Origin of the sequence: Dactylosporangium sp. NPDC049742 (assembly GCF_040674675.1) — a bacterium.
Classification (GTDB): domain Bacteria; phylum Actinomycetota; class Actinomycetes; order Mycobacteriales; family Micromonosporaceae; genus Dactylosporangium; species Dactylosporangium maewongense.
In genome coordinates, this window is record NZ_JBFANF010000008.1 from 146139 (window position 1) to 170595 (window position 24457).

Annotated in this window: 30 protein-coding genes; 19 read left to right on the forward strand and 11 right to left on the reverse strand. The window is 74.5% G+C overall.

Annotation, left to right across the window (positions count from 1 at the left end; genetic code table 11):
• Positions 1–57: 57 nt before the first annotated feature.
• Together AB0J72_RS13480 and AB0J72_RS13485 are read left to right on the forward strand one after the other, a co-directional pair.
• Positions 58–672, forward strand: coding sequence for a dihydrofolate reductase family protein (locus AB0J72_RS13480; protein WP_363398325.1), 615 nt, complete (start codon positions 58–60; stop codon positions 670–672).
• 103 nt (positions 673–775) lie between these two features.
• On the forward strand, positions 776–1432 hold the full coding sequence (locus AB0J72_RS13485) for a class I SAM-dependent methyltransferase (protein ID WP_363398327.1): 657 nt from the start codon (positions 776–778) through the stop codon (positions 1430–1432).
• Here AB0J72_RS13485 and AB0J72_RS13490 read toward each other — a convergent pair.
• A complete protein-coding gene (locus AB0J72_RS13490; protein ID WP_363398329.1) occupies positions 1411–2109 on the reverse strand; it encodes a helix-turn-helix domain-containing protein in 699 nt (232 codons plus the stop codon). The two genes, AB0J72_RS13485 and AB0J72_RS13490, sit on opposite strands and share 22 nt — an antisense overlap.
• Positions 2110–2169: 60 nt before the next feature.
• Here AB0J72_RS13490 and AB0J72_RS13495 point away from each other — a divergent pair, with 60 nt between their 5' ends.
• Positions 2170–2412, forward strand: a complete 243-nt coding sequence (locus tag AB0J72_RS13495) for a hypothetical protein (protein WP_363398331.1) — start codon at positions 2170–2172, stop codon at positions 2410–2412.
• Positions 2413–2439: 27 nt separating this feature from the next.
• Here the strand turns inward: AB0J72_RS13495 and AB0J72_RS13500 are convergent, their stop codons facing one another.
• Complete coding sequence (locus AB0J72_RS13500; protein WP_363398333.1) at positions 2440–3069, reverse strand: hypothetical protein; 630 nt, start codon at positions 3067–3069, stop codon at positions 2440–2442.
• An 11-nt stretch (positions 3070–3080) separates the two neighbouring features.
• On the reverse strand, positions 3081–3338 hold the full coding sequence (locus AB0J72_RS13505) for a PspC domain-containing protein (protein WP_363398335.1): 258 nt from the start codon (positions 3336–3338) through the stop codon (positions 3081–3083).
• A gap of 173 nt (positions 3339–3511) precedes the next feature.
• Here AB0J72_RS13505 and AB0J72_RS13510 point away from each other — a divergent pair, with 173 nt between their 5' ends.
• Positions 3512–3985, forward strand: coding sequence for a molybdenum cofactor biosysynthesis protein (locus AB0J72_RS13510; protein ID WP_363398337.1), 474 nt, complete (start codon positions 3512–3514; stop codon positions 3983–3985).
• On the opposite strand, the gene AB0J72_RS13515 is transcribed toward AB0J72_RS13510, so the two are convergent.
• Positions 3969–4391 carry an NUDIX hydrolase gene (locus AB0J72_RS13515; protein WP_363398339.1) on the reverse strand — a complete coding sequence of 141 codons (423 nt, stop codon included), beginning with the start codon at positions 4389–4391 and terminating at the stop codon, positions 3969–3971. The two genes, AB0J72_RS13510 and AB0J72_RS13515, sit on opposite strands and share 17 nt — an antisense overlap.
• A gap of 10 nt (positions 4392–4401) precedes the next feature.
• Positions 4402–5226 (reverse strand): aldo/keto reductase, encoded by an 825-nt coding sequence (locus tag AB0J72_RS13520; protein WP_363398341.1) that lies wholly within the window; start codon positions 5224–5226, stop codon positions 4402–4404.
• 74 nt (positions 5227–5300) lie between these two features.
• Between AB0J72_RS13520 and AB0J72_RS13525 the strand changes: the two genes are divergently transcribed.
• From AB0J72_RS13525 to AB0J72_RS13535, 3 genes are read left to right on the forward strand one after another with little or no spacing between them, the layout of a single operon-like run.
• Positions 5301–6242, forward strand: coding sequence for a LysR family transcriptional regulator (locus tag AB0J72_RS13525; protein ID WP_363398343.1), 942 nt, complete (start codon positions 5301–5303; stop codon positions 6240–6242).
• Positions 6212–6463 carry a hypothetical protein gene (locus AB0J72_RS13530; protein ID WP_363398345.1) on the forward strand — a complete coding sequence of 84 codons (252 nt, stop codon included), beginning with the start codon at positions 6212–6214 and terminating at the stop codon, positions 6461–6463. The genes AB0J72_RS13525 and AB0J72_RS13530 overlap by 31 nt, the downstream gene beginning before the upstream one ends.
• A gap of 10 nt (positions 6464–6473) precedes the next feature.
• On the forward strand, positions 6474–7679 hold the full coding sequence (locus AB0J72_RS13535; RefSeq protein ID WP_363398347.1) for a D-alanyl-D-alanine carboxypeptidase: 1206 nt from the start codon (positions 6474–6476) through the stop codon (positions 7677–7679).
• On the opposite strand, the gene AB0J72_RS13540 is transcribed toward AB0J72_RS13535, so the two are convergent.
• The gene (locus AB0J72_RS13540; RefSeq protein ID WP_363398348.1) at positions 7617–9662 is read right to left on the reverse strand and encodes a HEAT repeat domain-containing protein; all 2046 of its coding nucleotides are present in this window, start codon (positions 9660–9662) and stop codon (positions 7617–7619) included. The genes AB0J72_RS13535 and AB0J72_RS13540 overlap by 63 nt on opposite strands.
• Positions 9663–9677: 15 nt before the next feature.
• Between AB0J72_RS13540 and AB0J72_RS13545 the strand changes: the two genes are divergently transcribed.
• Both AB0J72_RS13545 and AB0J72_RS13550 read left to right on the forward strand, forming a co-directional pair.
• Entirely contained in the window at positions 9678–10556 is an 879-nt protein-coding gene (locus AB0J72_RS13545; protein ID WP_363398350.1) for an aldo/keto reductase, read from the forward strand.
• A gap of 90 nt (positions 10557–10646) precedes the next feature.
• Complete coding sequence (locus tag AB0J72_RS13550; protein WP_363398352.1) at positions 10647–11543, forward strand: pentapeptide repeat-containing protein; 897 nt, start codon at positions 10647–10649, stop codon at positions 11541–11543.
• Here the strand turns inward: AB0J72_RS13550 and AB0J72_RS13555 are convergent.
• The gene (locus AB0J72_RS13555) at positions 11521–12120 is read right to left on the reverse strand and encodes a TetR/AcrR family transcriptional regulator (protein ID WP_360563441.1); all 600 of its coding nucleotides are present in this window, start codon (positions 12118–12120) and stop codon (positions 11521–11523) included. The two genes, AB0J72_RS13550 and AB0J72_RS13555, sit on opposite strands and share 23 nt — an antisense overlap.
• 93 nt (positions 12121–12213) lie before the next feature.
• Here AB0J72_RS13555 and mddA point away from each other — a divergent pair, with 93 nt between their 5' ends.
• The 5 genes from mddA (at position 12214) to AB0J72_RS13580 (ending at position 18501) form a co-directional block, all read left to right on the forward strand.
• Positions 12214–12945: a methanethiol S-methyltransferase gene (mddA, locus tag AB0J72_RS13560; protein ID WP_363398354.1), complete on the forward strand. Its 732-nt coding sequence runs from the start codon at positions 12214–12216 to the stop codon at positions 12943–12945.
• A gap of 25 nt (positions 12946–12970) precedes the next feature.
• Positions 12971–15112, forward strand: a complete 2142-nt coding sequence (locus AB0J72_RS13565) for an alpha/beta fold hydrolase (protein WP_363398356.1) — start codon at positions 12971–12973, stop codon at positions 15110–15112.
• A 31-nt stretch (positions 15113–15143) separates the two neighbouring features.
• Complete coding sequence (locus tag AB0J72_RS13570; RefSeq protein WP_363398358.1) at positions 15144–15482, forward strand: Imm51 family immunity protein; 339 nt, start codon at positions 15144–15146, stop codon at positions 15480–15482.
• A gap of 82 nt (positions 15483–15564) precedes the next feature.
• Positions 15565–15873, forward strand: coding sequence for a DUF4287 domain-containing protein (locus AB0J72_RS13575; RefSeq protein WP_363398360.1), 309 nt, complete (start codon positions 15565–15567; stop codon positions 15871–15873).
• A 231-nt stretch (positions 15874–16104) separates the two neighbouring features.
• Positions 16105–18501, forward strand: coding sequence for a penicillin acylase family protein (locus tag AB0J72_RS13580; protein ID WP_363398362.1), 2397 nt, complete (start codon positions 16105–16107; stop codon positions 18499–18501).
• On the opposite strand, the gene AB0J72_RS13585 is transcribed toward AB0J72_RS13580, so the two are convergent.
• The gene (locus AB0J72_RS13585) at positions 18482–18784 is read right to left on the reverse strand and encodes a hypothetical protein (protein ID WP_363398364.1); all 303 of its coding nucleotides are present in this window, start codon (positions 18782–18784) and stop codon (positions 18482–18484) included. The two genes, AB0J72_RS13580 and AB0J72_RS13585, sit on opposite strands and share 20 nt — an antisense overlap.
• A 47-nt stretch (positions 18785–18831) precedes the next feature.
• On the opposite strand from AB0J72_RS13585, the gene AB0J72_RS13590 reads away from it, so the two are divergent.
• Positions 18832–19356: a universal stress protein gene (locus tag AB0J72_RS13590; protein WP_363398366.1), complete on the forward strand. Its 525-nt coding sequence runs from the start codon at positions 18832–18834 to the stop codon at positions 19354–19356.
• A 47-nt stretch (positions 19357–19403) separates the two neighbouring features.
• Positions 19404–19781: a DUF2203 domain-containing protein gene (locus AB0J72_RS13595; protein ID WP_363398368.1), complete on the forward strand. Its 378-nt coding sequence runs from the start codon at positions 19404–19406 to the stop codon at positions 19779–19781.
• Here the strand turns inward: AB0J72_RS13595 and AB0J72_RS13600 are convergent.
• On the reverse strand, positions 19778–20224 hold the full coding sequence (locus AB0J72_RS13600; protein ID WP_363398370.1) for an Lrp/AsnC family transcriptional regulator: 447 nt from the start codon (positions 20222–20224) through the stop codon (positions 19778–19780). The genes AB0J72_RS13595 and AB0J72_RS13600 overlap by 4 nt on opposite strands.
• Positions 20225–20316: 92 nt before the next feature.
• Between AB0J72_RS13600 and AB0J72_RS13605 the strand changes: the two genes are divergently transcribed.
• The 3 genes from AB0J72_RS13605 to AB0J72_RS13615 are packed head-to-tail and all read left to right on the forward strand — an operon-like array spanning position 20317 to position 22474.
• Positions 20317–21207: a PhzF family phenazine biosynthesis protein gene (locus AB0J72_RS13605; protein WP_363398372.1), complete on the forward strand. Its 891-nt coding sequence runs from the start codon at positions 20317–20319 to the stop codon at positions 21205–21207.
• Positions 21204–21629 (forward strand): nucleoside deaminase, encoded by a 426-nt coding sequence (locus AB0J72_RS13610; RefSeq protein ID WP_363398374.1) that lies wholly within the window; start codon positions 21204–21206, stop codon positions 21627–21629. The genes AB0J72_RS13605 and AB0J72_RS13610 overlap by 4 nt, the downstream gene beginning before the upstream one ends.
• Positions 21626–22474 carry a hypothetical protein gene (locus tag AB0J72_RS13615; RefSeq protein ID WP_363398376.1) on the forward strand — a complete coding sequence of 283 codons (849 nt, stop codon included), beginning with the start codon at positions 21626–21628 and terminating at the stop codon, positions 22472–22474. The genes AB0J72_RS13610 and AB0J72_RS13615 overlap by 4 nt, the downstream gene beginning before the upstream one ends.
• Before the next feature lie 14 nt (positions 22475–22488).
• On the opposite strand, the gene AB0J72_RS13620 is transcribed toward AB0J72_RS13615, so the two are convergent.
• Together AB0J72_RS13620 and AB0J72_RS13625 are read right to left on the reverse strand one after the other, a co-directional pair.
• Positions 22489–23181 carry a response regulator transcription factor gene (locus AB0J72_RS13620; protein ID WP_363398378.1) on the reverse strand — a complete coding sequence of 231 codons (693 nt, stop codon included), beginning with the start codon at positions 23179–23181 and terminating at the stop codon, positions 22489–22491.
• A complete protein-coding gene (locus tag AB0J72_RS13625; RefSeq protein WP_363398380.1) occupies positions 23178–24332 on the reverse strand; it encodes a histidine kinase in 1155 nt (384 codons plus the stop codon). The genes AB0J72_RS13620 and AB0J72_RS13625 overlap by 4 nt, the downstream gene beginning before the upstream one ends.
• Positions 24333–24457 lie beyond the last annotated feature (125 nt).

A 24457-nucleotide genomic window follows, 5' to 3' on the forward strand; every position in this document is an offset into this window, starting at 1 on the left:
GGTAACTTCTGGTTCGGACTAGGCTGACCCGGTCACCGACTCGAAGGGATCACCGCGATGGCGAAGGTCATCTCCACGTTGTTCATCTCGGCCGACGGCGTGGCTGAGATCGACCCCGACTGGCACTTCCCCTACTTCGACGACAACATGGGCCGCTGCGTCGGCGAGGACTACGACACCTCCGACGTGCTGCTGATCGGCCGCGAGACCTACGACAGCTTCGCCGGGGCGTGGCCCGAGCGGGAGGCCGCGGGCGGCGAGGACGCCGGGTTCGCCAAGCAGCTCGGCGACGTGCGCAAGGTGGTCGTGTCGCGGCAGCCGCTGGAGTTCACGTGGCGCAACTCCGAGCTGATCGCCGGCGACCTCGTCGAGGCCGTCACGGCGCTCAAGGCCGACCCCGGCGTCAAGGGCATCCTCATCCCCGGCTCGATCTCCGTGGTGCAGCAGCTGCTCGCCGGCGGTCTGGTCGACGAGGTGCGCCTGCTGGTGCACCCGGTGGCGGCGCGCAAGGGCCGCCGGCTGTTCGACGAGGGTGACGCCCCGTACCACCTGAAGGTGACGGCGACGGAGGTCTTCCCGACGGGCGTGATCCGGGTGATCTACGCGCCCGGCGAGCCGCCGGCGAAGGCCGGCTACGACGACGTCAAGAACCAGGTGCCCGCCGGCGAGTAGCCCCCGGGGGCGCTGGTGTCCCTTCTTTGGCGCCGGCGCCCTTCGTCCGCGGCGAGCGTTCGGTGCAAGCCGCGTCGGTGCCGCCCGACGGAGACTGCCGGGCATGAGCGATGACTTCACGCCCGCGCTCGGCCGCCTGGCGCCGACGAGGTTCTACGACCCGGTGGTCGCACTGACCCGCGAGCGCCGCTGGCGGCCGCTGGTCGTCACGTACGCGTCGCCCCGCCCCGGCGGGACCGTCGTCGACGTCGGTTGCGGGACCGGCTCCCTCGCGCTGCTCCTGGCCCGCGCCGAGCCCCGCGCCGCGATCGTCGGCGTCGACCCCGACCCTTCGGTCCTGGCCGCCGCCGAACGCAAGGCCGCCGCCGAAGGGGCGGGTGCGGCGGTGCGGTGGGAGCAAGGGCTGGGCGACCAGTTGGTGCCGTTGCTGGGCGCCGGATCCGTCGACACAGCGGTGTCCACTCTCGTGCTCCACCAGTGCCCGATCCCGATGAAGCGGGCGATCCTCGCCTCGATGCACGCGGTCCTGCGCCCCGGCGGCCGGCTGGTCGTCGCGGACTACGGGCTGCAGCGGACACGGGCGATGCGCCTGGCGTTCCGGACCGTACAGCTCGCCGACGGCAAGGCCGACACCCAGCCCAACGCAGACGGCGTCCTGCCCGAGCTGATCGCCGGTGCCGGGTTCGGCGACGTCCGCGAGGCGGAGGTGGTGCCCACGGTCACCGGATCGATCTCGCTCTACGTCGCGCGCCGCCCCTGACGGGGCACCGGACCGGCGAGGGCGGCGACGGCCACGGCGGGGGTCAGGCCGATCATCTCGCGCATCCGGCGGGTCAGGTGGGCCTGGTCGGTGAAGCCCGCCTCGGCGGCCGCGTCGGCCGGTGACCGGCCCCGCTGCAGCGCCTCCGCCGCCCGGCGCAGCCGTGCCCACCCGCGCCAGCGGGCCAGCGGCATGCCCAGCTGCGCCTGGGCGAGGGCGCGCAGCCGCTGCGGGGACAGGCCGACAGAAGCGGCCAGGTCGGCCATCGGCGGCGCGTCGCCGCGCAGCGTGTCCATGACCCGCAGCAGTCGCGGGTCGATCCCGCCGGCCGGGCACACGCTCGCCGGGCCGAGGTCGCCCTCGCTCATGGCGTGCAGCTCGGCCGCGTGCGCGATGCCTCCACCGTACCGCCGCCGCAACCGACCGGCGAAGACGCACTGCGGCTCGACGAAGAACGTGACGAGGTGCGCCGTCGCGAGCATCCTGTGCCGCACCATCGGCGCCACCACCAGCACCGCACCCCGGTGCTCGGTGCCGGCGGCGTCCACCAGCCGCACCTCGCCCCGCGCGGCGATCGCCACCTGAAACGCGGCGTGGCGGTGCGGGGCGCTGTCCGCCGCCGGTCCCCGGTACACCGCGTACCCGTCGCCGACGCCGAACCGCGCGCTGATGTCCATGCACCGATCCTGCACTGCCGTGCGATGGGACGCGGGCCCGCCAGTGGGTATGCGGGAGGTATGAGCGACGAGAAGACGGACGAGAACGCCACGATGGGCACCACCGGCACGCCCGGCACCGCGGGCGCCGGCGCGATCGACGACCCGGACCGCCCGAACGCGTCGGCCGTGGGGGCGCGCACGACGCTCGGGCGGGGCGGGGAGGCGGACGCGCCGGGGCTGCCGTTCGACCGCAAGCCCGACTCCAGCGACCCGGTCCACTCCGCGCAGACCGCGACCGAGCGCGGCGAGGGCGGCGGCTGAGCGCGGCGGCTGAGCCGGCGGGAGCTCCTAGAGCCTGACGACGGCCATGTCCCACTGGAAGCCGGCCTCGTCGGACCACGACGCGACGACGGTGCCGCGGGGCACCTTGAACGGGCCGGTGCCGTTGAAGACCATGCCGGCGGTGCCGTCGGCGCAGCACCAGCGCAGGTGAGCGAGCAGCTCGTCGTCGACGCCGGCCTCGCCGAGGGCGGCCTCCCACTCCTCGTCGGCGTCGAACTCGAACTCGAACAGGTCCTCGGGGCCGTCGCCGACCTGGGTGGCGACGCGCATCGCGTCGAAGAGCGTGCCGTCGGAGGCGAGCCGCACGTACGCGACGCGCCAGTCCTCCGCAGGGGGCAGCTGGAGGTCGCGGCCCTCCAGCAATCCATCCGCCGATGGAATGTCGAACAGTGAACCGGCCGCGTCGACCCGCAGCGGCCCTTCGTCGTTCATCGCCAGGTGCGGGTGCGCCAGGACGGTGTCGCCGCGCAGGGCCGCGGGGTCGAGCCACGCGGGCAGCCGGTCGAGGTCGGTCTCACGGAGGAAGTTGCCCCACGCGTAGATGGCGTAGGTCGCGTCCTCCGGGTGGTCGGACAGCGGGGCGCCGAGCAGCGCCTCGAACGCGGGGGTGAGCCTGGCACGCCATTCGCTGGACATGCCGGTTGATCTTAGTGAGTGGTCTTCGCCCAGACATCGACGGGCGGCGTCGCGGTCACCGGCTCGGCCGGCATGATGATCCACAGGATCGGGTAGATCAGGATCTGGCTGCCGGGGATCAGCAGCAGGATCAGGATGAACAGCAGCCGCGCCGGCCAGGGGTCGATGCCGAAGCGCCGTCCGAGCCCGGCGCACACGCCGCCGGGCACCCGGCCCTGCGCCGGCCGGACCAGGCCCTGTTGCCGCATCGACTGGTGCACGCTTTCCATCGTCTCGCTCCTTCGTCGCGTGATCGCGTTGTATCTCAAGCGTGCGTCAGCGGGACCCTGGCCGGCATCAGGGATCGGCCCCGGTCGCCCCCTGAGACCCGGCAGCGGACCCGGCAGCGGACCCACCCGGCAGTGGATCCGGCAAGGGCCGCGGGCAGTGGCAGACTGCCGCCATGGCGGAGATCGTGGAGCTGCTGTCGTCGCCGTCGCACCGGTACGTGGGGCGCCCCGCCGACGGTCCGCTGCCGGCACCCGCCGGTGAGCTGGTCGACGAGATCCGGATCCGGGCCGGGCTGGGGGTCGTCGGCGACCGGTACTTCGGCAGGCCGGCGCACCGGGAGGCGAGCGTCACCGTCATCGCGCGGGAGTCGCTGCCCGGCGGGGCGGGGCTGACGCAGGTGCGGCGCAACATCATGGTCGCCGGGATCGCCGTCGACGAGCTGGTCGGCGCGGTGCTGACCCTCGACAGCGGCGACGGGCCGGTCCGGCTGCGGGTGCGGCGGGCCGCGCACCCGTGCGCCTGGATGGACGTGACCATCGGGCCGGGCGCGTGGAAGGCGTTGCGGGGCAAGGGCGGTGTGCGCTGCGAGCCGCTCGACGACGGGGTCCTGCGGGTCGGCCCGGTGGCCTTCACCGTGTCGCGTTGAGCTCCCGGCGGATCGCGTCGAACAGCGGCGACTCCCGCAGCTGCCGCCAGGGCAGGAAGAGCGGCTCGGGGAGGTCGTCGAGGTCGTGCCAGGCGAGGCTCACGCACTTGTCGGGCTCGAGGATCGCCGGCTCGCCCGCGAGATGGTCGGCGAGCATCCAGACGGTGACGTAGTGCCGGTCCTCGTCGGTGAAGACGTCGTTGGTGACGGCGCCGAACCGGACGTTGGTGATCTGGACGCCGGTCTCCTCGAGGACCTCGCGGACCGCGGTGTCTTCGAACGACTCGCCGAACTCGAGGTGCCCGCCCGGCACCGACCACGTGCCGGCGCCGTGCGCGCCGCGGCGGCGCCCCATGAGGAACCTGCCGCCGCGGCACACGAAGACCGCGATCCCGACCCTGACCACGGCAGGGAGCCTACTCGAGCTCGTCCAGGTCGGCCGGGCCGAGCGTGATGCCGGCGGCGGCGACGTTCTCCTCGAGGTGGGCGAGCCGGGACGTGCCGGGGATCGGCAGCACGACGGGGGAGCGGTGCAGCAGCCAGGCCAGGGCGACCTGCGTCCGGGTCGCGCCGAGCCGTCCGGCGACCCGGCTGACGGCGTCGCCGCTGGTGTCGGAGCCCCTGCTCAGGGGTGCGACCGGCAGCCACGGCAGGAACGCGATGCCGTGCCGCTCGCAGTGCTCCAGCACCGGATCGGCGGCGCGGTCGGTGAGGTTGTAGCGGTTCTGCACGCTGGCGATCGGCATGATCCGCGACGCCTCGGCGAGCTGCTCGACGGTCACCTCCGACAGCCCGACGTGCCGCACCTTCCCCTCGTCGCGCAGCTGCCGCAGCGCCCCGATCTGGTCCGCGAGGGGCACCTTGGGGTCGACGCGGTGGAGTTGGTACAGGTCGATGCGGTCGACCTTCAGCCGCCGCAGGCTCAGCTCGGCCTGCTGGCGCAGGTACTCGGGACGGCCCAGCGGGATCCACTCCCGGCCGAGGTTGACCTGCCCGCCCTTGGTGGCGACGACGACGCCGTCCCGGTAGGGGTGCAGCGCCTCGGCGACGAGCTCCTCGTTGGCACCCAGGTCGTAGGAGTCGGCGGTGTCGACGAGCGTGACGCCGAGCTCGACGGCCCGGCGGGCGACGGTCAGGGCGGTCTCCCGCTCCGGTGACGCGGGCGGGCCGGTGAGCCGCATCGCGCCGAACCCGAGCCGGTGGACCTTCATGTCGCCGCCGATGGCAAAGGTTGTCTCCATGCGGTCCACCCTGCGGTTCGCGACTGGTAAGGACAAGTGAAAGGTTCTTCACCTGATCGCGTAGCATCGCTACGGTGTTGAACCTGGAGCGCCTCCGCGTGCTGCACACCATCTGGACGACCGGCTCGGTCGGCGGGGCCGCCGCCGCGCTGCACGTGACCACGTCGGCCGTGTCGCAGCAGATGGCCCGGCTGGAGCGGGAGGTCGGCCAGCGCCTCGTCGAGCGGCAGGGCCGCGGCATCCGGGTCACCGAGGCCGGCGCCGTCCTCGCCCGCAGCGCCGCCGACGTGCTCAACCTGGTCGAGCGGGTCGAGGCGGGCCTCGCCGAGCACCGCGGCGTCGTCGCCGGGCCGCTCGCCGTCGCCGCGTTCGCGACCGCCGCCCGGGGGCTGCTGCCCGGCGTCCTCGCCGAGCTGACCGGCCGCTTCCCCGACCTGGACGTGTCGCTGTCGGAGCGGGAGCCCGACGCGGCGGTCGCCGCGCTGCGCCGCGGCCACCTGGACGTCGCCGTCGTGCAGGACTGGTCCGACGACGTCCTCGGCGTCCCGGACGGCCTGTCCCGCCGGCACCTGCTGGACGACCCGTTCGACGTGGCGCTGCCCGCCGGCCACCCGCTCGCGGGGCGGTCCGCGGTCGCCGTCACCGACCTGGCCGGCGACGACTGGATCGGCTGGAGCACGGGCCAGATCTGCCACGACTGGCTCGCCGCCACCCTGCGCCGGCACGGCGCCCAGGCCCGGATCCGGCACACCGCGTCGGAGCACTCGACGCAGCTGGCGCTCGTCGCCGCCGGTCTCGGCGCGGCCGTCATCCCGCGGCTCGGCCGCGACCCCGTGCCGGCGGGGGTCCGGCTGGTGCCGATCGACCCCCAGCCGGCCAGGCGGGTGTTCGCCCTGTGGCGGGACAGCGCCGCCGCCCGCCCGGCCGTGGCCGTCGCCGTCGACGTCCTCGCCGCCCACGCCGCGGCCATGGACACTGACCGCTCATGGGCGGCAGGCCATGGGGGCTCCACCTGATCGTCGCCGGGCTCGCGCTGTTCGGGCCGCTGACCGCCGGCGAGCCGCTGGGATTCGCGGGTGAGGCCGGGCGCCGTCGTGCGGACCCGCGGGCCGCTGCCGCCGGACCGGCTCGCCCGGCGCCGCACCGGATCGGCCAGGCCGTCGGCAAGCTGGTCTTCGGGGTGGTGTTGATCGTGATGGGCGGTGGTGCCCGGGCGGACCTCGCTGCGGAGCGTTAGTCTGCCCGCCATGAGAGCGACGGGTCTGGTGGCGGCCGTGGTGAGCGCGGGGTTGTTGGCGTGGCCCGCGCCGGTGCTCGGTGCGGCGCCTCCCGCGGTGGTGCCCTGCCCGTACGCCTCGATCCCCACCATCCCGCCGACGCCGCCGTCGCCCGTGCTGGACCCCGCGGCCCAGGCCGTCGGCGGGGACCAGCTCGGCACGACCGGCCTGGCCGTGGCGGCCGGGACGGCGGCGCCGCCGACGCTGTCGGCCATGTCGTGGATCGTCGCCGACCTCGACACCGGCGAGGTCCTCGGCGCGTGCGCGCCGCACCTGCGCCGCCGGCCGGCGAGCGTGCAGAAGCTGCTGCTCGCCGCGACCGCCCTGCCGAAGCTGGACCCCGCGCAGGTCGTCGAGGCGACCGCCGAGGACCTCGACCTGCCCAAGGACAGCTCCGCCGTCGGCATGATCGTCGGCGGGAAGTACCCGGTGTCGACGCTGTGGCTCGGGCTGCTGCTGCAGTCCGGCAACGACACCGCCAACGCCCTCGCCCGCGTCGCCGGTGGGGAGGGCGGGGTGGCCGCCACGATCGACGCGATGAACGCCGAGGCGCGCCGGCTCGGCGCCGACGACACCCACGCCGTCACCCCGTCCGGGCTCGACGCCCCCGACCAGCTCACCAGCGCCTACGACCTGGCCCTCATCGCCCGCGCCGACTTCGCCCGGCCGGACTTCATCACGTACGACACCACCCTTGCCTACCAGTGGCCCGCGCAGCCGCCGAAGGACCCGAAGGGCTTCCAGATCCAGAACGAGAACAAGCTCCTCACCAGCTACCAGGGCGCGATCGGCGGCAAGACCGGCTTCACCGACGAGGCCCGGCACACGTACGTCGGCGCCGCCCAGCGCAACGGCCGGCGGCTCGTCGTCACCGTCATGGGCGCCGAGATCGTGCCCGCCCGCGCGTGGAAGCAGGGCACGATGCTGCTCGACTGGGGGTTCGCCCTGCCGGCGGGGACGTCCGTCGGCCACCTCGTCACCCCGGAGGAGGCGGCCAAGCTGCACGCCGCCCCGCCGTCCGCCGCCGCACCCGCGGCGGTCGCCCAGCCCGCGACCGGAAAGACCGGCGGCTACTCGATCTGGCCCACGATCCTCGCCGTCGGCGCGGTGGCGCTAACCGCCGGCGTGGTGGGCGTCGTCATGCTCATCCGGCGCCGCCGCACCCCAGCGGCGTAGCACGGCGAGGGCAAGGTCGCGGGCCTCGTCGTCCTCGGCGACACCCCGCCAGCCGGCGCTGTCCGCAAGCCGTTCGTCGCGCGTCACGACGGTGCGGAGGTCGGCGGCGAACCGTTGCTCCGCGGCGCCGCCGGCCCGCGCCAGGTGGCGGAGGACCTGCCGGGTCACGGAGTACTGCCGGCCTTGCCGTACCGGCGCCAGCGCGGCGGCGAACACGTCCAGGCAGAGCTCGGCGTCGCCGGTCATGCGGTGGTGCGCGTAGGCCAGCTCCACACACTCCCAGCCGGTCCACCGCCGCGGGTCCTGGGTGACGAGCGCGAAGACCCGGCCGGCATGGTGCTCGGCGAGCGACCCCAGCGCGGCGAGCCGCCGGCCGAGCAGCATGTGCCCGGAGCGCGCCATCGGGCTGTCGTCCTGCGCGCCGTCCAGCTCGGCGGTGACCGTGGCGAGGAGCGGGCCGTGGTCGCCGGCGACACGGAACAGCGCCAGTGCCGCGCTCGCGGCCCCGGGGCCGCCCGCGGCAGCCGTCCTGGCCAGCGCCGCGGCAAGGTCTCCCGCGCCGCCCGAGAACCCGGCGGCGGGCCCGATCGCGGCGAGCGCGGTGCCTGCCTGCGCCGCGTGTGGGGTGTCGAGGAGGGCGACGAGCTCCGGCACCGCCGGCGCGGCGGCGGCGCCCCACGCGGCGAGCACCTCGGTCAGCGAGAACACCGTCGGTCTGTCCGCGGCGTCCCGCAACCGCAGGCGTACCGCGGGCAGCAGTGCCCCGGCGTGCGCCGCCATCGGGGTGAGCACGTCGGCGATCCCGGGGACGTTCCACATGCCGTACGAGGCGCCGGAGCTGTACGAGCGGCTGACGGCGAACAGATCCGATCGGACCAGCGGGTCGACGGCCCGCGGATCGCCCAGCCGGGCCAGGGCCCACACCGCACAGCGCCGCGCGGCCGGGTCCGGATCGCCGGCGGTGGCCGCCAGCCGGTGGGCGTGCGGCCGGCTCACCTCGCCGGCCGCGGCGAGCAGGTGCGCGGCTGCGGCCCGCCGCTCCGCGACCGGGTCGTCGAGCAGCCGGACGATGTCGGGCACGAGGTCCGCCGTCACCGACCGCCAGCGCAGCATCGCCGCGCCGACGTCCTGCATCGGCGACGCCGACCGGGCGAAGCGCGGAAGGGTGGTGGTGAGCATGTGCCGCGCCAGCGCGGTGCGGTCCGTCCTGGCTGACGGGGCCTGGCCGATCTCGGTGCCTACCCAGACCACCAGGTTGACCGGGAAGAGCGCCGGCACGAGCGCCGGATCGGACAGCGCCGCGACGAACTGTGCGGCACCGACACTGCCCGGCGCCAGGCGGTTGCGGGCCACGAGCAGCGCCAGTGACTCCGGTCCGGCCGCCAGCTGCCGCCGCACTCCGGCGAGCGCCGTGCCCGCCGGGTCCAGCCACGGCGCGAGAGCGCCGAGCGCGAGCACGGCGGCCACCCGCACGGCCTCCTCGGCGTCCGAAGCCGCCCGGCCCAGCGCTGACACCACGTCGTCCGCCGCGTTCCGCAGCGAGACCGCCACGCCGGCGGCGGTCTGCCGGACGGCGGGGTCGGCGTCGGACAGCAGGCGGAGAAGCCGGCCGGTCCCGGCGCGGAGGTGCTCGCGGCACTCCTCGGCCGACGGCGCCGAGCGCCACGGCTCGCGCATCTCGTGCATCAGCGCCGCGAACCGCCCGACCAGCTCCAGCACGGCCGCCCGGTGCGGCACCGCCGGATCGCAGGCCAGGGCGATCAGGAACGGCAGGGCGGCGGCCCCGGCGCTGTACACCGCACCGCCCTGGTGGTAGACGGCGGCGTCCAGGTCGTCGAGCGCCGCGGGGGCGTGCTCCGGGTCGGGCAGCGCGCGCAGCCAGCGGGGCACGTCGCCGGCCGCTCCGTAGGCGTGCAACAGCTGTGGCCAGTCGATGTCGTCGAGCCCGGCGAGGGCGTCAGGCGCGTGGTCCGATATGGGCACAGCCTATGATCGGTCATGCCGTTCGCGCCACCGGAAAACAGGATCGGGCTCGGGCTCGCCGCCGTGGGGCGGCCCGGGTACATCAACCTCGGCCGGGAGCGGGACCTGCCCGCGGACCGATCGGTCGAGGCGCTGCGGGCCCGCAGCCACGAGCTGCTCGACGCCGCGTACGCCGCCGGGGTCCGGTATTTCGACGTGGCTCGCTCCTACGGGCTGGCGGAGGAGTTCCTCGCCGGCTGGCTGCCCGGGAAGGCGGGCGCCGTCGCCGGGTCGAAGTGGGGCTACACGTACACGGCCGGGTGGCGGGTCGACGCGCCCGTGCACGAGGCGAAGGACCACTCCGTCGCCACGTTCGACCGGCAGGTCGCCGAGACCCTGGAGCTGTTCGGGGACCGGCTCGACCTGTACCAGATCCACTCCGTGACACCGGAGAGCGCCGCGCTCACCGACGCCACCCTGCACCGGCGGCTCGCGGACCTCGCCGCCACCGGCGTCACCGTCGGGCTGTCCACCAGCGGGCCGCGCCAGGCCGACGCGATCCGGGCCGCGCTGCGCGTCGAGGTGGGCGGCGAGCCGCTGTTCCGCACCGTGCAGGCGACGTGGAACCCGCTGGAGCCGTCCGCCGGGCCGGCCCTCGCCGAGGCGCACGCGGACGGCCGCACCGTCATCGTCAAGGAGTCCCTGGCGAACGGGCGGCTCGCCGGCTGCGACGCGGCGGCAATAGCCGCGGCGCTGCACCAGCCGTGGGCGGGCGTGGTGCTGTCCGGCGCGGCCACGACCGCGCAGCTCGCCGCCAACCTGCGCGCCCTGGACCTGACCGACCCCGGCCCGCTCCCGCCCGCCGAGACCCCCGCGGCCTACTGGGCCCACCGCGCATCCCTGAAGTGGTCATGAGAGCGCCCGGGCGGGCGTGACCGGCGCTACCGTGTCGCGATCCAGACGGAGTGCGGCGGCGGGGGTGCATGACGCTCGATGCTGTTGTGCGTGCCGACCATCCGCCTCGCCCGCGCCGCGGGCGCCCTGCTGATCATCGCCCTGCTCGTCGGTGCCGCCCCCGCCGCCGCGGAGCCGACCCGCGGGCCCGACTGCCCCGAGACCCGGGCGCAGCTCGCCGGGCAGCACATCACCACCACCGAGGGCCTGCCCGACCTCACCTGCGCCGACCTGCACGGCGCCGTCCTCGACGGCCTCGACCTGGGCCAGGAGGACCTGTCCGGCATCGACGCCCACGGCGCCTCGTTCCGCGACACGGACCTGGTGCAGGCCACGCTGACCGGCGCCAACCTGCGCGGCGCCCGGTTCGACGGCGCCGACCTCACCCAGGCGCACCTGGACCTCGTCGACGCCCGCGACGCGTCGTTCGCCGACGCCGACCTCGGCCAGGCCGACCTGCCGAAGGCTGACCTGCGCGGCGCCGACTTCACCGGCGCGTCGCTCACCCAGGCCGACCTCGGCGGCGCGGACCTGCGGGGCGCCCGCACGCTCTTCGCCGAGGCGATCCAGGCCGACGCGTCCGACGCGAAGGTGGACGTCCTCGACCCGCGCACCTTCCAGGCCGCGCTGCTGGCGATCCTCGTCGGCCTGGTGCTGCTGGTGAAGTCGCTGATCAACATGCTCAGGGGGCTCACGCCGGGCGACAAGCCGCTCAGCCGGGGCCTGAAGCGCCTGGCCGTCTATGCGGTGGCCAGCCTGATGGTCTGGCTCCCCGCCGGGATGATGCTGCCGCTGATGTTCGTCTCGGTCCTGTACCCGTGGCTCGTCGGCGCCCTGTTCGTCTACCTCTCGGGTGCCGTGCGCGGCTACCGTCCGGCCCGGTTCGGCCGGGACGACCCCGACCCGAACCCGGCGAACTTCAGCATCAACTTCGGGACGGCCCGCTGACGTCGCCCTCCTCGAAGTGGCGGATGAGGTCGCCGACGCTGCGCAGCCAGCCGCGGACGCGCCCGCTCCAGTCCTCGCTGCCGAGCAGGACGACGGCCTCACCGCCGAGGAACGACAGGCCGATGAGCCCGGCGACGTCGCCCGGGCGCATCGGCCCGAGCGACCCGAACCGCTGCTCGGCCTCCGTCGCCACCTGCACCAGCACGGCGAACCACGCCTCCAGCATCGCCGTCACCCGCGCCGCCACCTGCGGGTCGGACCAGCCGGCCGCGATCATCTCCTGCAGCACCCGCACATAGCCGGAGGCGAGGTCGTCGTCGAGGAAGTCGCACGCCTGCTCGTAGCGCTTCCAGAGGGGGGTCTCGGCGCCGTACATGCGGACCTGACGCGCCACGAGCTGCTGGTTCTCATGGTCGAGCAGGGCGAGGATGACGCCCTGCTTCCCGCCGAAGTGGTAGTGGATCTGGCTGAGCGGCACTCCGGCCCGCTCGGCGACCCGGCGGGTGGACAGCGCGGCGTATCCGTCCGCGAGCAGGCACGTCCGCGCCGCCTCGATGATGCGGCCCTGCGTGTTCAAACCGTCCCCAATCGATGCGTGCTTGTTCGGTCGGTCGACCGAATGCTACCTTGCTGATTATCGGTCGGTCGACCGAACAAGGGAGGTGGCACCATGATTCGCAAGATCTCGGTGGTCGGCTACGGCGCGGCGGCCTACCTGGCCTTCGTCGCCGCGCTGCTCTACGCGATCGGGTTCCTGGCCGGCGTCGGCGTGCCCAAGGGCATCGACGACGGCACCGCCGGCCCGGCCTGGCGGGCGCTGCTCGTCGACGCGACGCTGCTGACGCTCTTCGCCGTCCAGCACAGCGTCATGGCCCGCCCGTGGTTCAAGCGCTGGTGGACCCGCTTCGTCCCGGCCGCGATCGAGCGCAGCACCTTCGTCCTCGCCTCGACCGCGGTGCTGGTCCTGCTGTTCTGGCAGTGGCAGCCGCTGCCCACCACCGTCTGGTCCGTCGGCCCGGCCTGGGCCCGCGGCGTCCTCTGGGCGGTCTACGCGCTCGGCTGGGCGATCCTGGTGTTCAGCACGTTCGCCGTCGGCCACTTCGACCTCTTCGGCCTGCGCCAGGTGCTGGCCCGCGCCCGCGACCGGCACTACGCCGAGCCGGGCCTCCGCGAGCCGCTCGTCTACCGGCTCGTCCGGCACCCGCTCATGGTCGGCTTCCTGATCGCGTTCTGGGCGGCGCCGGACCTGAGCGTCGGGCGCCTGGTCTTCGCCCTCGCGTCGACCGGCTACATCATGGTGGGTGTCCGCCTGGAGGAGCGCGACCTGCGCGTCCAGCTCGGCGAACCCTACGAGGACTACCTGCGCCGGGTGCCGCGCTTCGTGCCCCGCCCGGTGCGCTGAGGAAGCTGAGGAAGGGGTACGGGCGATGCGGGCGCGACAGGCCGACGCCGAGGGGTTCGTCGAGCACGACGGCGTCAAGGTCCACTTCGAGGTGCACGGCGCCGGCGGCCCGACGATCCTGCTGCTGCCGACGTGGACGCTGGTGCACAAGCGGGTCTGGAAGCTGCAGGTGCCGTACCTGGCCCGGCACTTCCGCGTCGTCACGTACGACGGGCCCGGCAACGGCCGGTCCGACCGGCCGCTGACCCCGCGGGCGTACGGGCAGGCGGCGCAGGTCGCCTACGCGCTCGCCGTGCTCGACGCGACCGGCACGGACCAGGCCGTCGTCGTCGGGCTGTCCCGCGCGGTCAACTGGGCGCTGGAGCTCGCCGCCGAGCATCCCGGGCGGGTGCACGGCACGGTCGCGATCGGCGCCTCGATCGCGCTCACGCCGCTCTCGCAGGCCCGCGCGGCCTCCGGCGGGCTGGACGACCGGACCGCGCCCGACCTGCCACCGTCGGCGGTGCCCCGGCTCGGCGCCGACCCGGCGAGCCACTGGCGCAAGTACAACCGGCGGTACTGGCGGTCGCGGTACGAGGACTTCGCCTGGTTCTTCATGGGGCAGTGCTTCAGCGAGCCGCACTCCACGAAGCAGGTCGAGGACGGCGTCGCCTGGGCCCTCGAAACCACCGGGGCCGTGCTCGACGTCGAGAGCCAGGCCGACCGGCCCGGGCGCGAGGAGATCGAGGACTGGTGCGGCCGGTTGCGCGGCCCGGTGCTGGTGCTGCACGGCAGCGACGACCGCGTCGCCCCGCCGGCCCGCGGCCAGGCGCTCGCCGAGCTCACCGGCGGCGACCTGGTGGTCATCGACGGCGGCGGCCACATCCCGCTCGCCCGCGACCCCGTCCAGGTCAACCTGCTGGTGCGTGGGTTCGCCGAGCGGTTCCGCCCGGCGGCGCCGGCCCGCCGCGAATGGTGCCGCTGGCAGTCCCGGCCCCGCCGGGTGCTCTACCTGTCCTCGCCGATCGGTCTCGGCCACGCCCGGCGCGACCTCGCCATCGCCGCGAAGCTGCGCGAGCTGCGGCCCGGCGTCGAGATCGACTGGCTCACCCAGGACCCCGTGACCCGGATGCTCGCCGACGCGGGCGAGCGCGTCCACCCCGCGAGCCGTTTCCTGGCCAACGAGTCCGCGCACGTGGAGAGCGAGTCCGGCGAGCACGACCTGCACTGTTTCGAGGCGCTGCGCAGGATGGACGAGATCCTCGTCGCCAACTTCATGGTGTTCCACGACCTGCTGGAGTCGGAGCGCTACGACCTCGTCGTCGGCGACGAGGCGTGGGACGTCGACCACTTCCTGCACGAGAACCCCGAGCTGAAGCGTTCGGCGTACGCGTGGCTCACCGACTTCGTCGGCTTCCTGCCGATGCCGTCCGGCGGCGAACGGGAGGCCCTCGTCGCCGCCGACTACAACGCCGAGATGATCGGCCACATCGACCGGTACCCGCGCCTGCGCGACCGGTCCATCTTCGTCGGCGACCCCGGCGACGTCATCGACGAGCCGTTCGGGCCCGGACTGCCCCGCATCCGGGACTGGACCGACGAGCACTACGACTACGCCGGCTACGTCACCGGCGCGGCAGTTGGAGAGGAGCGGGGCGCGTTGCGGGCATCGCTCGGGTACCGGCCCGGCGAGCGGGTCTGCGTGGTCACCGTCGGCGGGTCCGGGGTCGGCGGGCACCTGCTCCGGCTCGTCGCCGCGGCGTTCCCGGAGGCGGCCAGGCGGGTGCCGGGCCTGCGGATGATCCTGGTGGCCGGCCCCCGCATCGACCCGGCCACGGTGGCGGCCCCGCCGGGCCTGGACGTCCTGCCGTACGTGCCGGGGCTGGACCGGCACCTCGCCGCGTGCGACCTGGCGGTGGTGCAGGGCGGGCTCACGACGTGCATGGAGCTGACGGCGGCGGGGCGGCCGTTCATCTACGTGCCGCTGCGCAACCACTTCGAGCAGCAGTTCCACGTCACGCACCGGCTCCGCCGGCACGGCGCCGGGCGGCGGATGGACTACGACACCCTCACCCCCGACTCGCTCGCGGCGGCGATCGCGGAGGAGATCGACCGCCCGGTCGCCTACCGCGCCGTGCCGGCCGACGGTGCCGCCCGCGCCGCCGCCCTGCTCGCCGAGCTCTTCTGACCCCGCGGGTGGCGCCTGCGAGGATGTGCGGATGAACCCTCTGCGCTTGATCGAGACGTCGCCGGGCAAGTACTCGCTGCTGCTGAACGCCGGGAGCACCCCGGTCGACACCGCCCTCGAGTCCCTGGGGCACGAACCGCACGGCTACTTCTGGGCGGCGATCGCGCGGCTGCTGGTGAGCGTCGAGGCGCCGGACCTGGGCGGGCGGTTCTCCTACGACCCGGAGGCCGGCATGTTCTGCGCGTACGGGACCGACCGGGGCGCGCTCGAGGCCCTGTCGAAGCTGCTGACCCCCGTCGTCACGGACGTTGAGCAGGCCAGGAAGGCGGTCGCCCTGGCCGTGGCGAAGGGGGTCGACCTCGACGACTGAGGCCGGGGAAAAAGTTCCGGGGCGGATGTCGAAAGCGCGGCGAGCCGTTCGACGCGTCTGTAGCGGCACGGTGAGCGTGCCGGTGACAGAGGAGACCGACATGTCGTTCCAGGCGTACCTCGACAACATCGAGACCAAGACCGGCAAGACCCCGCGGGAACTGCTCGCCCTGGCCGCCGACCGGGGCCTCGACGCGCCCGGGGTCAAGGCCGGCGCGATCGTCGACTGGCTGAAGGCGGACTTCGACCTCGGGCGCGGCCACGCGATGGCGCTCGTCCACGTGATCAAGAACGGCCCGAAGATCCCCGGCAAGCACGTCGGCACGACCGGCAACCACCGCGACGACAGCGACACCCTGTGGCTGGACGGCAAGGCCACCCGCCCAGCATGAACCGGCGGACCGGCGAATTCGATCAATTTCCGAGTTGATCAGCGAATCTCGATAGATCCGGCATTGACGGTAGTACAAAGGTCACTGATTGCAATATGGTGGCCTGACGTGTCGCGCACCCCCGGCGACCGGGGGAAACGCCGCATTCGTCATTGAAACGCGTCTTCTTGCACATGGTGAAAAGCGCAGATTCGAGCCACCGTCAATCAGCTGCGTCACATCGGAGGAGCCGTGCACCGCGTCCGTCGGATCTTCACATCGTTATCGGCAGCAGGCCTGCTCGCGACGGCGTTCGTCGGCGTGCCCGCCGGCGCGGCCGCCGCGGAGACCGTCACCTCCGGGGCCTACACCGCGGTGATCAGGCGCACGAGCTACGGCGTGCCGCACGTGCTGGCCACCAGCGTCGGCGGCGCCGCGTTCGGGCAGGGCTGGGCCTACGCCGAGGACCGGTTCTGCGACCTCGCAGACCAGGTCGTCAAGGTCCGCAGCGAGCGGTCGCGGTGGTTCGGCCCCGGGCCTGACGGCGCCAACCTGGCGACCGACTTCGCGTACCAGTCGCTGGGCCTCGTCGACCGCGCCCGGGAGCAGCTCACCAGGCTGCAGCCCGAGGAGCGCGACGTGCTCAACGGCTACGTGCGCGGCTTCAACGCGTTCCTGGCCGCCGCCGGCCCAGCCAGGGTGCCCGGCTGGTGCGCCGGCCAGCCGTGGATCGCGCCGATCTCCGCGGTCGACGTCCTCGCGTACCAGCGCGACATCGCGCTCCTGGCCAGCGGCGGCGCGCTGCTCGCCCCGATCGCCTCGGCCACCCCGCCGGGGAGCGTGAGCGCCGCGCTCGCGATCGCGCCGAAGGTCACCACCGACGGGCTGGCCGCGCTGCGGCAGCAGAAGGCCCTGTCCAGCAACGGCTGGGCGCTGGGCGCGGACAAGACCCAGACCGGGCGGGGCATGCTGGTCGGCAACCCGCACTTCCCGTGGGAGGGCGAGCTCAAGTTCTGGGAGTCGCAGCTGACCGTCCCCGGGAGTCTCAACGTGTACGGCGCGAGCCTCGGCGGCATCCCCGGGGTGCAGATCGGCTTCACCGACAAGGTCGCGTGGACGCACACGGTCGCGGAGGGGTCGCGCTTCACGTTCTACTCCGTCGACCTCGTCCCCGGCTCGCCGACCACGTACCTCGTCGACGGGCAGCCCGAGGCGATGACGTCGAAGCAGGTGACGATCCGGGTCAACCAGGGCGGCGCGCTGCAGACCGTCACCCGCACCATGTGGTTCACCCGGTACGGGCCGGTGCTGGACCTGTCGGCGATCGACCCGGCGTTCGGGTGGACGGCGACGACGGCGTACACGTACCGCGACGCCAACATCGACAACGACCGGCTGCTGCGGGTGTGGATGAACATGGCCCGCGCCACCGACGTCGCGAGCCTGCGCGCGTCGATCGGCCGCGACCAGGGCATCCCGTGGGTGAACACGATCGCGACCGACTCGGCCGGCAACGCCTGGTACACCGACTCGTCGCCGACGCCGAACCTGTCCGTGGCGTCGCTGACGGAGATGGCGAACCACCCGCTCGGCGCGCTGAACGGCAGCGACAGCGCCAACGCATGGGTCGTGCAGCCGGGAGCGCGCTCGCCGGGGCTGATCCCGTTCGCCCAGCAGCCGCAGCTGCAGCGGCGCGACTACGTCTTCAACTCCAACGACAGCCACTGGGTGCCGAACCAGAACGTGTTCCTGACCGGCTTCTCGCCGCTGCAGGGCTCGGAGGGCACGCCGCTGTCGGCGCGGTCGCGGCAGAACCTGCGGCTCATCAACGGCACGGCCCGCTTCGACCTCGCCGGCCTCGGCACCGCCATCCTCTCCGGCGACTCGCTGACGGCCGCGGAGCTCGCCGGGTACACGGTGGCGTCCTGCCGCGCGCAGGGCACCCGGCCCGTGAACGTGGACGGCACGCCGGTCGACATCAGCGCCGGTTGCGCCGCGCTCGCCGCCTGGGACCGGCTGTTCGACCTGCCGAGCCGCGGCGCGGTGCTGTGGCGGGAGACGATCGGCGCGGTCCTCGCCGAGCACCCCGACGCGCTCACGACCGCGGGTCCGCTGTTCGGCGTGGCGTTCAACCCCGCGGACCCCGGCCGCACCCCGCGCGGCGCACCGGCCGACCCGGCGCCGCTGCTGACCGGGCTCGCCCGCGCGATGCTGCGGATGCGCGCCGTCGGCCTGCCGCTGAACGTGCAGCTGCAGTCCGTCCAGTACACCGTGAAGGCTGGCCAGCGGATCCCGGTGCCCGGCTCGACGGAGAACGTCGGCATCGCCAACATGGCGCAGTACGAACCGTTCCCGGGCTCGTCCCGTGAGCCGTTCATGAACCCGGGCACCTTCGCCGAGGGCAGCGACCTCACCGACCGCGGGTACGTCGTGAACTACGGCACCAGCTTCCTGCTGACGCTCGCGTACACGTCCTCGGGCCCGTCGGCGCGCTGCATCCTCACCTACAGCGAGTCCACCGACCCGTACTCGCCCAACTACACCGACCAGACGCTGCTGTTCCGCAACAAGCAGCTGCGCGACTGCCGCTACTCGGAGGCGTCGATCGCCGCCGACCCCAAGCTCTCCGTCAGGACAGTGCGGGGGTGATCCCGGCGACCCGGGCCGCCGCCGAGCGACGCAGCCATGCGACCGCGTCGGCGGCGGCCGGGTTCGTGCCGAAGGCCGCCGCCAGGGCGGCGTACTGCTCCGGCGGCAGCGGCACCCCGTCGCGGCTGGTGAGCGGGGCGGCGACGGTGTGCGTGCCGCCGCCGGGGCCCGGGCCGGTGACGGTCAGCTCCGGCACCGGGTCGCCCGCGCGCCACTCGCGGCCGCCGGCGAGCGCGTCGACGAGCGCGCGGTCGGCGGCTTCCCGGGCGAGGAGCCGGACCACCTCGGGCTCACCCGGCGGGCGGTGGATCCGTCGGTACGGTGGGAACGGTGACCACAGGAGGACCGGTGATCCTCGGTTTCGACGGCTCCTCGGCCGCACGGCAGGCGGTGCGCGACGCGGCGGACCTGCTCGGCCCGCAGCCGGCGCTCGTCGTCACGGTGTGGGAGGCCGGGCGGCGCTTCGAACCCATGACGCTGCCCGTGCCGGGCTTCGAGCTCCCACCGGCCGCCCTGGACCTGCGCAGCGCCGCCGAGATGGACGAGGCCGCGTACGAGTCGGCGAAGCAGACCGCCCGGCAGGGCGCGCAGCTCGCCCGGGAGGCCGGCTTCACCGCCGCCACCGCGCTCGCCGTCGCCGACGACCTGACCCCCGCCGACACGCTGCTGCGCGTGGCCCGGGAGCACGACAGCCCCGGCATCGTGGTCGGCGCGCACGGGCACCGCAAGCTCAGCGAGCTGCTGCTGGGCAGCACCTCCGACACCCTCGTGCACAAGTCCGACCGCCCGGTCGTCGTGGTCCGCGCCCGGGCCGGCGACCACTCCCGCACGCCGGACACGGCCGGCGCGGGCTGACCCGGTCCGGCTCACCCGGTGCGGGTGGGCGGTGCCAGACTTGGCACATGGGTCTGTACACAGTGGCGGCGGCGCGGGCGGCGCTCGCCCAGCTCCGGCCGCTGCTCGACGAGCTCGTCGCCGTGCGGGCGGACGCGGCGGAGCTGGCGGCCGCGCTCGCACCCGGCGGCGCCGCGACGACGCTGGGTGGGCTGCCGGAGTGGAAGGCCAGGTCCGCCAGGTTCGACGAGCTGGTGACCGAGGTGCAGCAGAGCGGGGTGCACCTGAAGGGGGTGGCGCCGCTGCTGCTCGACTTCCCGTCCGATCTCGACGGGGTGCCGGTGCTGCTGTGCTGGCTGGAGGGCGAGCGGGACCTCGCCTGGTATCACCGCGCAGACCTCGGCTTCGCCGGCCGCCGCCGCCTCGCCCGGGAAGACCAGACCTAACGGGCCGGGATCGCGCGGTCGGTGACGACCTCGTAGACCATGTCGGTGGTGATGGAGCCGACGCGGGCGAGCTCGGAGGTGATGCGGGCGAGGTCGGGCATGTCGGCGGCGACGATCTCGGCGACGTAGCACGCCTCGCCGGTCACGCGGACGCAGCGCACGATCTGCGGCTCGCGGTCCAGGACGGCGGCGACCTTGTCGTACAGGGCGCCGTGCACCTTCATGCGCACGACCGCGCGCAGCGGCAGGCCGCAGGCGACCGGGTCGACCCTGGCCGTGTAGCCGGTGATGACGCCCCGCTCCTCCAGGCCGCGCAGGCGGGCCCGCGTCGCGGACACGCCCAGGTGGATCGCGGCCGCGAGGGCCGTCAGGGACGCGCGGGCGTCCCGCTGCACCGCCGCGAGCAGCTGCCGGTCCACCTCGTCGAGCCCGGGTGCGGTCATCGCGGCAGGCTACCGCAGATCCTGCGGCGAACCGCCCGCGATGCCGCACAAACGGCCTCCACCCGGGTGGCGGCGGGCCGTAGCGTCGAGGTGTGCCTGAAACCTCGTTCGTCTATGTCGACGTGTTCGCCTCGGCCCCGCTCACCGGCGCGCCGCTCACCCTCGTGACCGACGCCGACGGGCTCACCGAGCCGCAGATGCGGGCGATCGCCCGCGAGTTCAACCAGTCGGAGACCACGTTCGTCCAGTCGCCGACGCGGCCGGGGGCGACGCGGCGGCTGCGGTCCTTCACGCCGACGGGGGAGGAGGTGTACGGCGCCGGCCACAACGCCCTCGGCGCCTGGCTGTGGCTCGCCGGCTCGGGCGGGCTCGACGGCGGTGGCGACTTCACGCAGGAGATCGGCGAGGACGTGCTGCCCGTACACGTGCGGACCGACGACGGGCGGGTGGTGGTGACCATGGAACAGTCGCCGCCCGTCTTCGGCGCCGTCGTCAGCGACCGGGCCGGGCTGGCCGCCGCGCTCGGGCTGCGCGAGGAGGACCTCGTCGCCGACCGGCCCGCCCAAGTGGTCTCCACCGGCGCGGGGCACCTGCTCGTGCCGGTCCGCGACCGCGCCGCCGTGGACCGGGCCGCGCCCGACGACGCCCGGCTCACCGCCGCGCTCCGGCAGGTCGGGGGCGAGGGCTGCTACCTGTACACCGGCGACACCGTGGACAGGGACGCCACGGCCTACGCGAGGTTCTTCAACCCGGCGATGGGCATCGCGGAGGACCCGGCTACCGGGACCGCCGCCGGCCCCCTCGCCGCGCTGCTGGCGGGCGAGCACGCAGCACCGGGCGAGGTCACCGTCGTCGTCGAGCAGGGGCACTCGATGGGCCGGCCCAGCCGGATCACCGTGACCGTCGCCGGGCCCCGCGTCCGGGTGAGCGGCTCCGGCCTGGTCGTCGCCCGCGGCACCATGACCCTGCCGGAGGCGTCGTGACACCGGACGACGAGCGGTTCCTGCGCCGGGCGATCGCGATCGCCGCCGAGGCCCGCGCGGCGGGTGAGGCGCCCTTCGGGTCGCTGCTCGTCGCCGGCGGCCGGGTCCTCGCCGAGGAGCACAACACGGTCCTGTCCGACGACGACATCAGCGCCCACCCGGAGCTGAAGCTGGCCCGCTGGGCCGCGCGCCACCTGACCGCCGAGGACGCCGCCGCCACCACGATGTACACCAGCTGCCAGCCCTGCGGCATGTGCACCGGCGCCATCGACCGCTCCGGCCTCGGCCGCGTCGTGTACGCCCTGTCCGCCGGGCAGCTCGACGCGCTGAAGCCCGCCGGCGGCTTCCCGCAGGTCCCTCAGGAGGGGCCGGCCCTGCTCGACGCGGCGCGGGCGGCCGTCGAGGGCTACTACCCCGCGTGACCGGGGTGGCCTGGGAGCGGGTGTACGGCTGCGACGGCACCTCCGAGCACGTCCCCGCCCTGCTGGAGGCGTTGACGGCGGCCGAGCCGGAGACCCGCGGCCGGGCCCGCAACGAGCTGTCCGCGCACCTGTACCACCAGGGCACCCGGTGGCAGGCCAGCGCCGTCGTCGTGCCGTTCCTGGTCGCGCTCGCCGACGACCCGGCGACCCCGGAGCGGGCCGACCTCCTGCGGATGCTCAGGAGGGTGGCGATCGGCGACCACCGCGACGACGCCCTGCCGTTCGACGCGCGCGCCGCGTACCCGGCGGCGGACAGGGTCACCGACGAGCAGCTGCTGCGGCTGAACCTGTGGCTCACCGGCGACGACGAGGCGGGCGACGACGAGGCCGGCGACGCGGGAGCCGACCGCTGGGCCCGGGACGCCTACGACGCCCTCGCCGCTCACGCCGGGACCGTCACCGGCTGGGTGGGTGACGCGGACCCGGCGGTCGCGGAGCTGGCCGCCGGGCTCCTGGCGTGGCTCCCGCCCACCCCGCTGGCGGTGGCGGCGCTGCTGGCGACGGTGAGCGCCGCCGCCAACCTGACCCTCGCCCACCTGCCGGTCGACGACCCGGCCGTCGACGCGCACCTCCGGCGGCGGCTCGGCCATCCGGATCGGCAGGTGGCGCTGACGGCGGCGATCGCGCTGGCGTACCGGCACCGCGCCGCCACCCCGGAGCCCGCCCTGACGATGCTCGCCGTCGCCGCCGACCCGGACGGGCCGCTCCCGCCCGACGTGCCCGGCTGGGACGACCGGGCGCTGCGCGGCTTCGTGGCCCTCGCCCTCGCCCGCATCGGCTGGTGACACGGACCCGGCCGTCAGCGGTTGGGCGGGTCGGGCAGCGGGTCGCCCTGGCGGACCAGGCCGCTCTGGTACGCGAGGACCACCAGCTGCGCCCGGTCCCGGACGTTCAGCTTCGTCATCGCCCGGTTGACGTGCGTCTTGGCGGTCAGCGGCGACACGAAGAGGCGCTCGGCGATGTCGTCGTTGGACAGGCCGTGCGCGACGAGGACGAGGACCTCGCGCTCCCGGTCGGTGAGCAGGTCCAGCGCCGGCAGCGCCCCGTCGGCGTCCGGCCGCAGGCTGGTCAGGAAGCGGCTCACCAGCCCGCGGGTCGCCCGCGGCGACAGCAGCTGCTCGCCGCCCGCCACCACCCGGATCGCGTGCAGCAGGTCGGCGGGGGCGACGCCCTTGCCGAGGAACCCGCTGGCGCCCGCCTGCAGCGCGAGGACCACGTTGTCGTCGGTCTCGAACGTGGTGAGCACGAGGATCCGCACGCCGGCCAGGTTGTCGTCGGCGCCGATGCGGCGGGTCGCCTCGAGGCCGTCCATGCGCGGCATGCGGATGTCCATGAGGACGACGTCGGCGCGGGCGGTGCGGGCCAGGTCCACGGCCTCCCGCCCGTCGGCCGCCTCGCCGACGACCTCGAAGCCGGGCTCCGAGTCGATGATCATTTTGAAGCCGGCGCGGATCAGCGCCTGGTCGTCGGCGAGCAGCACCCGGATGCTCACGCCTGCTCCGCCGGCAGGACCGCGTGGACCCGGAACACCGAGGCGCCGACCGGGCACGCGGTCACGCTCCCACCGGCGGCCGTGGCGCGCTCGCGCATGCCGAGCAGCCCGTAGCCGGCGCCCTTCTGCGCGGCCGCCCGCATCCGGTTGCTGACCTCGAGGACCACGTCGTCCGGGGTGTACTCGACGAGGAGCTGCGCCGAGCCGTCGCCGTAGCGGTGGGCGTTGGTCAGGGCCTCCTGCACGATGCGGTACGCCGCGAGGTCCACCATCGCGGGCAGCTCCCGCGCCTCCCCGACCTGCCGGAGCCGCACCGGGAACCCGGTCGTCTCCAGCGTGGCGAGCAGCTCCGGCAGCCGCGCGAGGCCGGGGGCGGGCTCGGTGGTCTCGCGCTCGTCGGCGCCGCGCAGCACCCCGACCACCGACTGGATCTCCTTCAGCACCGTGTCGGACGCCTCACGGATGTGGTGCAGGACCGGGCCCACCTGGTCCGGCCGGCGCTGCAGGACGTGCGCGGCGGCGCCCGCCTGCACGCTGATGACCGCGATGTGGTGCGCGACGACGTCGTGCAGCTCCCGGGCGATCCGCAGCCGCTCGTCCATGACGCGGCGCCGGGCCTCGTCCTCGCGGGTCTGCTCCGCCCGGCGGGCGCGCTCCTCGACCTCGGCGACGTACGCGCGGTGGGTGCGGGCCGCGTCGCCGACCGCGGCCGCCATGAAGATCCACGCGAAGATGCCGAGCGTCTCGCCCCGCCACCAGTCCTCGGCGGCGACGATGAGGCCCGTCAGGTACACGAACCCGGACGCGGCGAGCGCGCACACCCAGCCCTTGCGCCGGTCGGTGTGCGCCGCGATCGAGTACGTGATGACGCCGAGCGCCACGATCAGCCCCGGGTTGCTGACGCCCTGCAGGATCGCGCCGATGGTCGCGGACGTGGCGATGCCGAGCGCCGCCAGGGGCCGCAGCCGGCGGATGAGGACGGCGACGAACGCCACGCCCGCGACGATCACGTCGCCGTTGGTGGCCCGGTCGTCGGCGGCGGCGCGCAGCACGGCGAACGCCAGCACGAGGGCGAGCAGCATGTCCAGCAGCAGTGGCCTGCCCGCCGCGTATCTCCACACCCTGGTGAGCGCGGTCTCGCTGGCGTCCATGCTCTGCACCGTACGCGGCCTTTCGCGGCGGCGGCGTCGTCTGGCCGCAGTAGCCACCACCCGGGCGGCTACCACGCCCGTGGTAGCCCGGTGTCTGCGCCGGGACGACGCTTTCCGGGCCGCCG

Bases quoted from the DNA above. Each gene is read 5' to 3' on its own strand.
- AB0J72_RS13480 (WP_363398325.1), top strand. From the start codon at position 58: ATGGCGAAGGTCATCTCCACGTTGTTCATCTCGGCCGACGGCGTGGCT.
- AB0J72_RS13485 (WP_363398327.1), top strand. From the start codon at position 776: ATGAGCGATGACTTCACGCCCGCGCTCGGCCGCCTGGCGCCGACGAGG.
- AB0J72_RS13490 (WP_363398329.1), bottom strand. From the start codon at position 2,109: ATGGACATCAGCGCGCGGTTCGGCGTCGGCGACGGGTACGCGGTGTAC.
- AB0J72_RS13495 (WP_363398331.1), top strand. From the start codon at position 2,170: ATGAGCGACGAGAAGACGGACGAGAACGCCACGATGGGCACCACCGGC.
- AB0J72_RS13500 (WP_363398333.1), bottom strand. From the start codon at position 3,069: ATGTCCAGCGAATGGCGTGCCAGGCTCACCCCCGCGTTCGAGGCGCTG.
- AB0J72_RS13505 (WP_363398335.1), bottom strand. From the start codon at position 3,338: ATGGAAAGCGTGCACCAGTCGATGCGGCAACAGGGCCTGGTCCGGCCG.
- AB0J72_RS13510 (WP_363398337.1), top strand. From the start codon at position 3,512: ATGGCGGAGATCGTGGAGCTGCTGTCGTCGCCGTCGCACCGGTACGTG.
- AB0J72_RS13520 (WP_363398341.1), bottom strand. From the start codon at position 5,226: ATGGAGACAACCTTTGCCATCGGCGGCGACATGAAGGTCCACCGGCTC.
- AB0J72_RS13530 (WP_363398345.1), top strand. From the start codon at position 6,212: ATGGGCGGCAGGCCATGGGGGCTCCACCTGATCGTCGCCGGGCTCGCG.
- AB0J72_RS13535 (WP_363398347.1), top strand. From the start codon at position 6,474: ATGAGAGCGACGGGTCTGGTGGCGGCCGTGGTGAGCGCGGGGTTGTTG.
- AB0J72_RS13545 (WP_363398350.1), top strand. From the start codon at position 9,678: ATGCCGTTCGCGCCACCGGAAAACAGGATCGGGCTCGGGCTCGCCGCC.
- mddA (WP_363398354.1), top strand. From the start codon at position 12,214: ATGATTCGCAAGATCTCGGTGGTCGGCTACGGCGCGGCGGCCTACCTG.
- AB0J72_RS13565 (WP_363398356.1), top strand. From the start codon at position 12,971: ATGCGGGCGCGACAGGCCGACGCCGAGGGGTTCGTCGAGCACGACGGC.
- AB0J72_RS13570 (WP_363398358.1), top strand. From the start codon at position 15,144: ATGAACCCTCTGCGCTTGATCGAGACGTCGCCGGGCAAGTACTCGCTG.
- AB0J72_RS13595 (WP_363398368.1), top strand. From the start codon at position 19,404: ATGGGTCTGTACACAGTGGCGGCGGCGCGGGCGGCGCTCGCCCAGCTC.
- AB0J72_RS13600 (WP_363398370.1), bottom strand. From the start codon at position 20,224: ATGACCGCACCCGGGCTCGACGAGGTGGACCGGCAGCTGCTCGCGGCG.
- AB0J72_RS13625 (WP_363398380.1), bottom strand. From the start codon at position 24,332: ATGGACGCCAGCGAGACCGCGCTCACCAGGGTGTGGAGATACGCGGCG.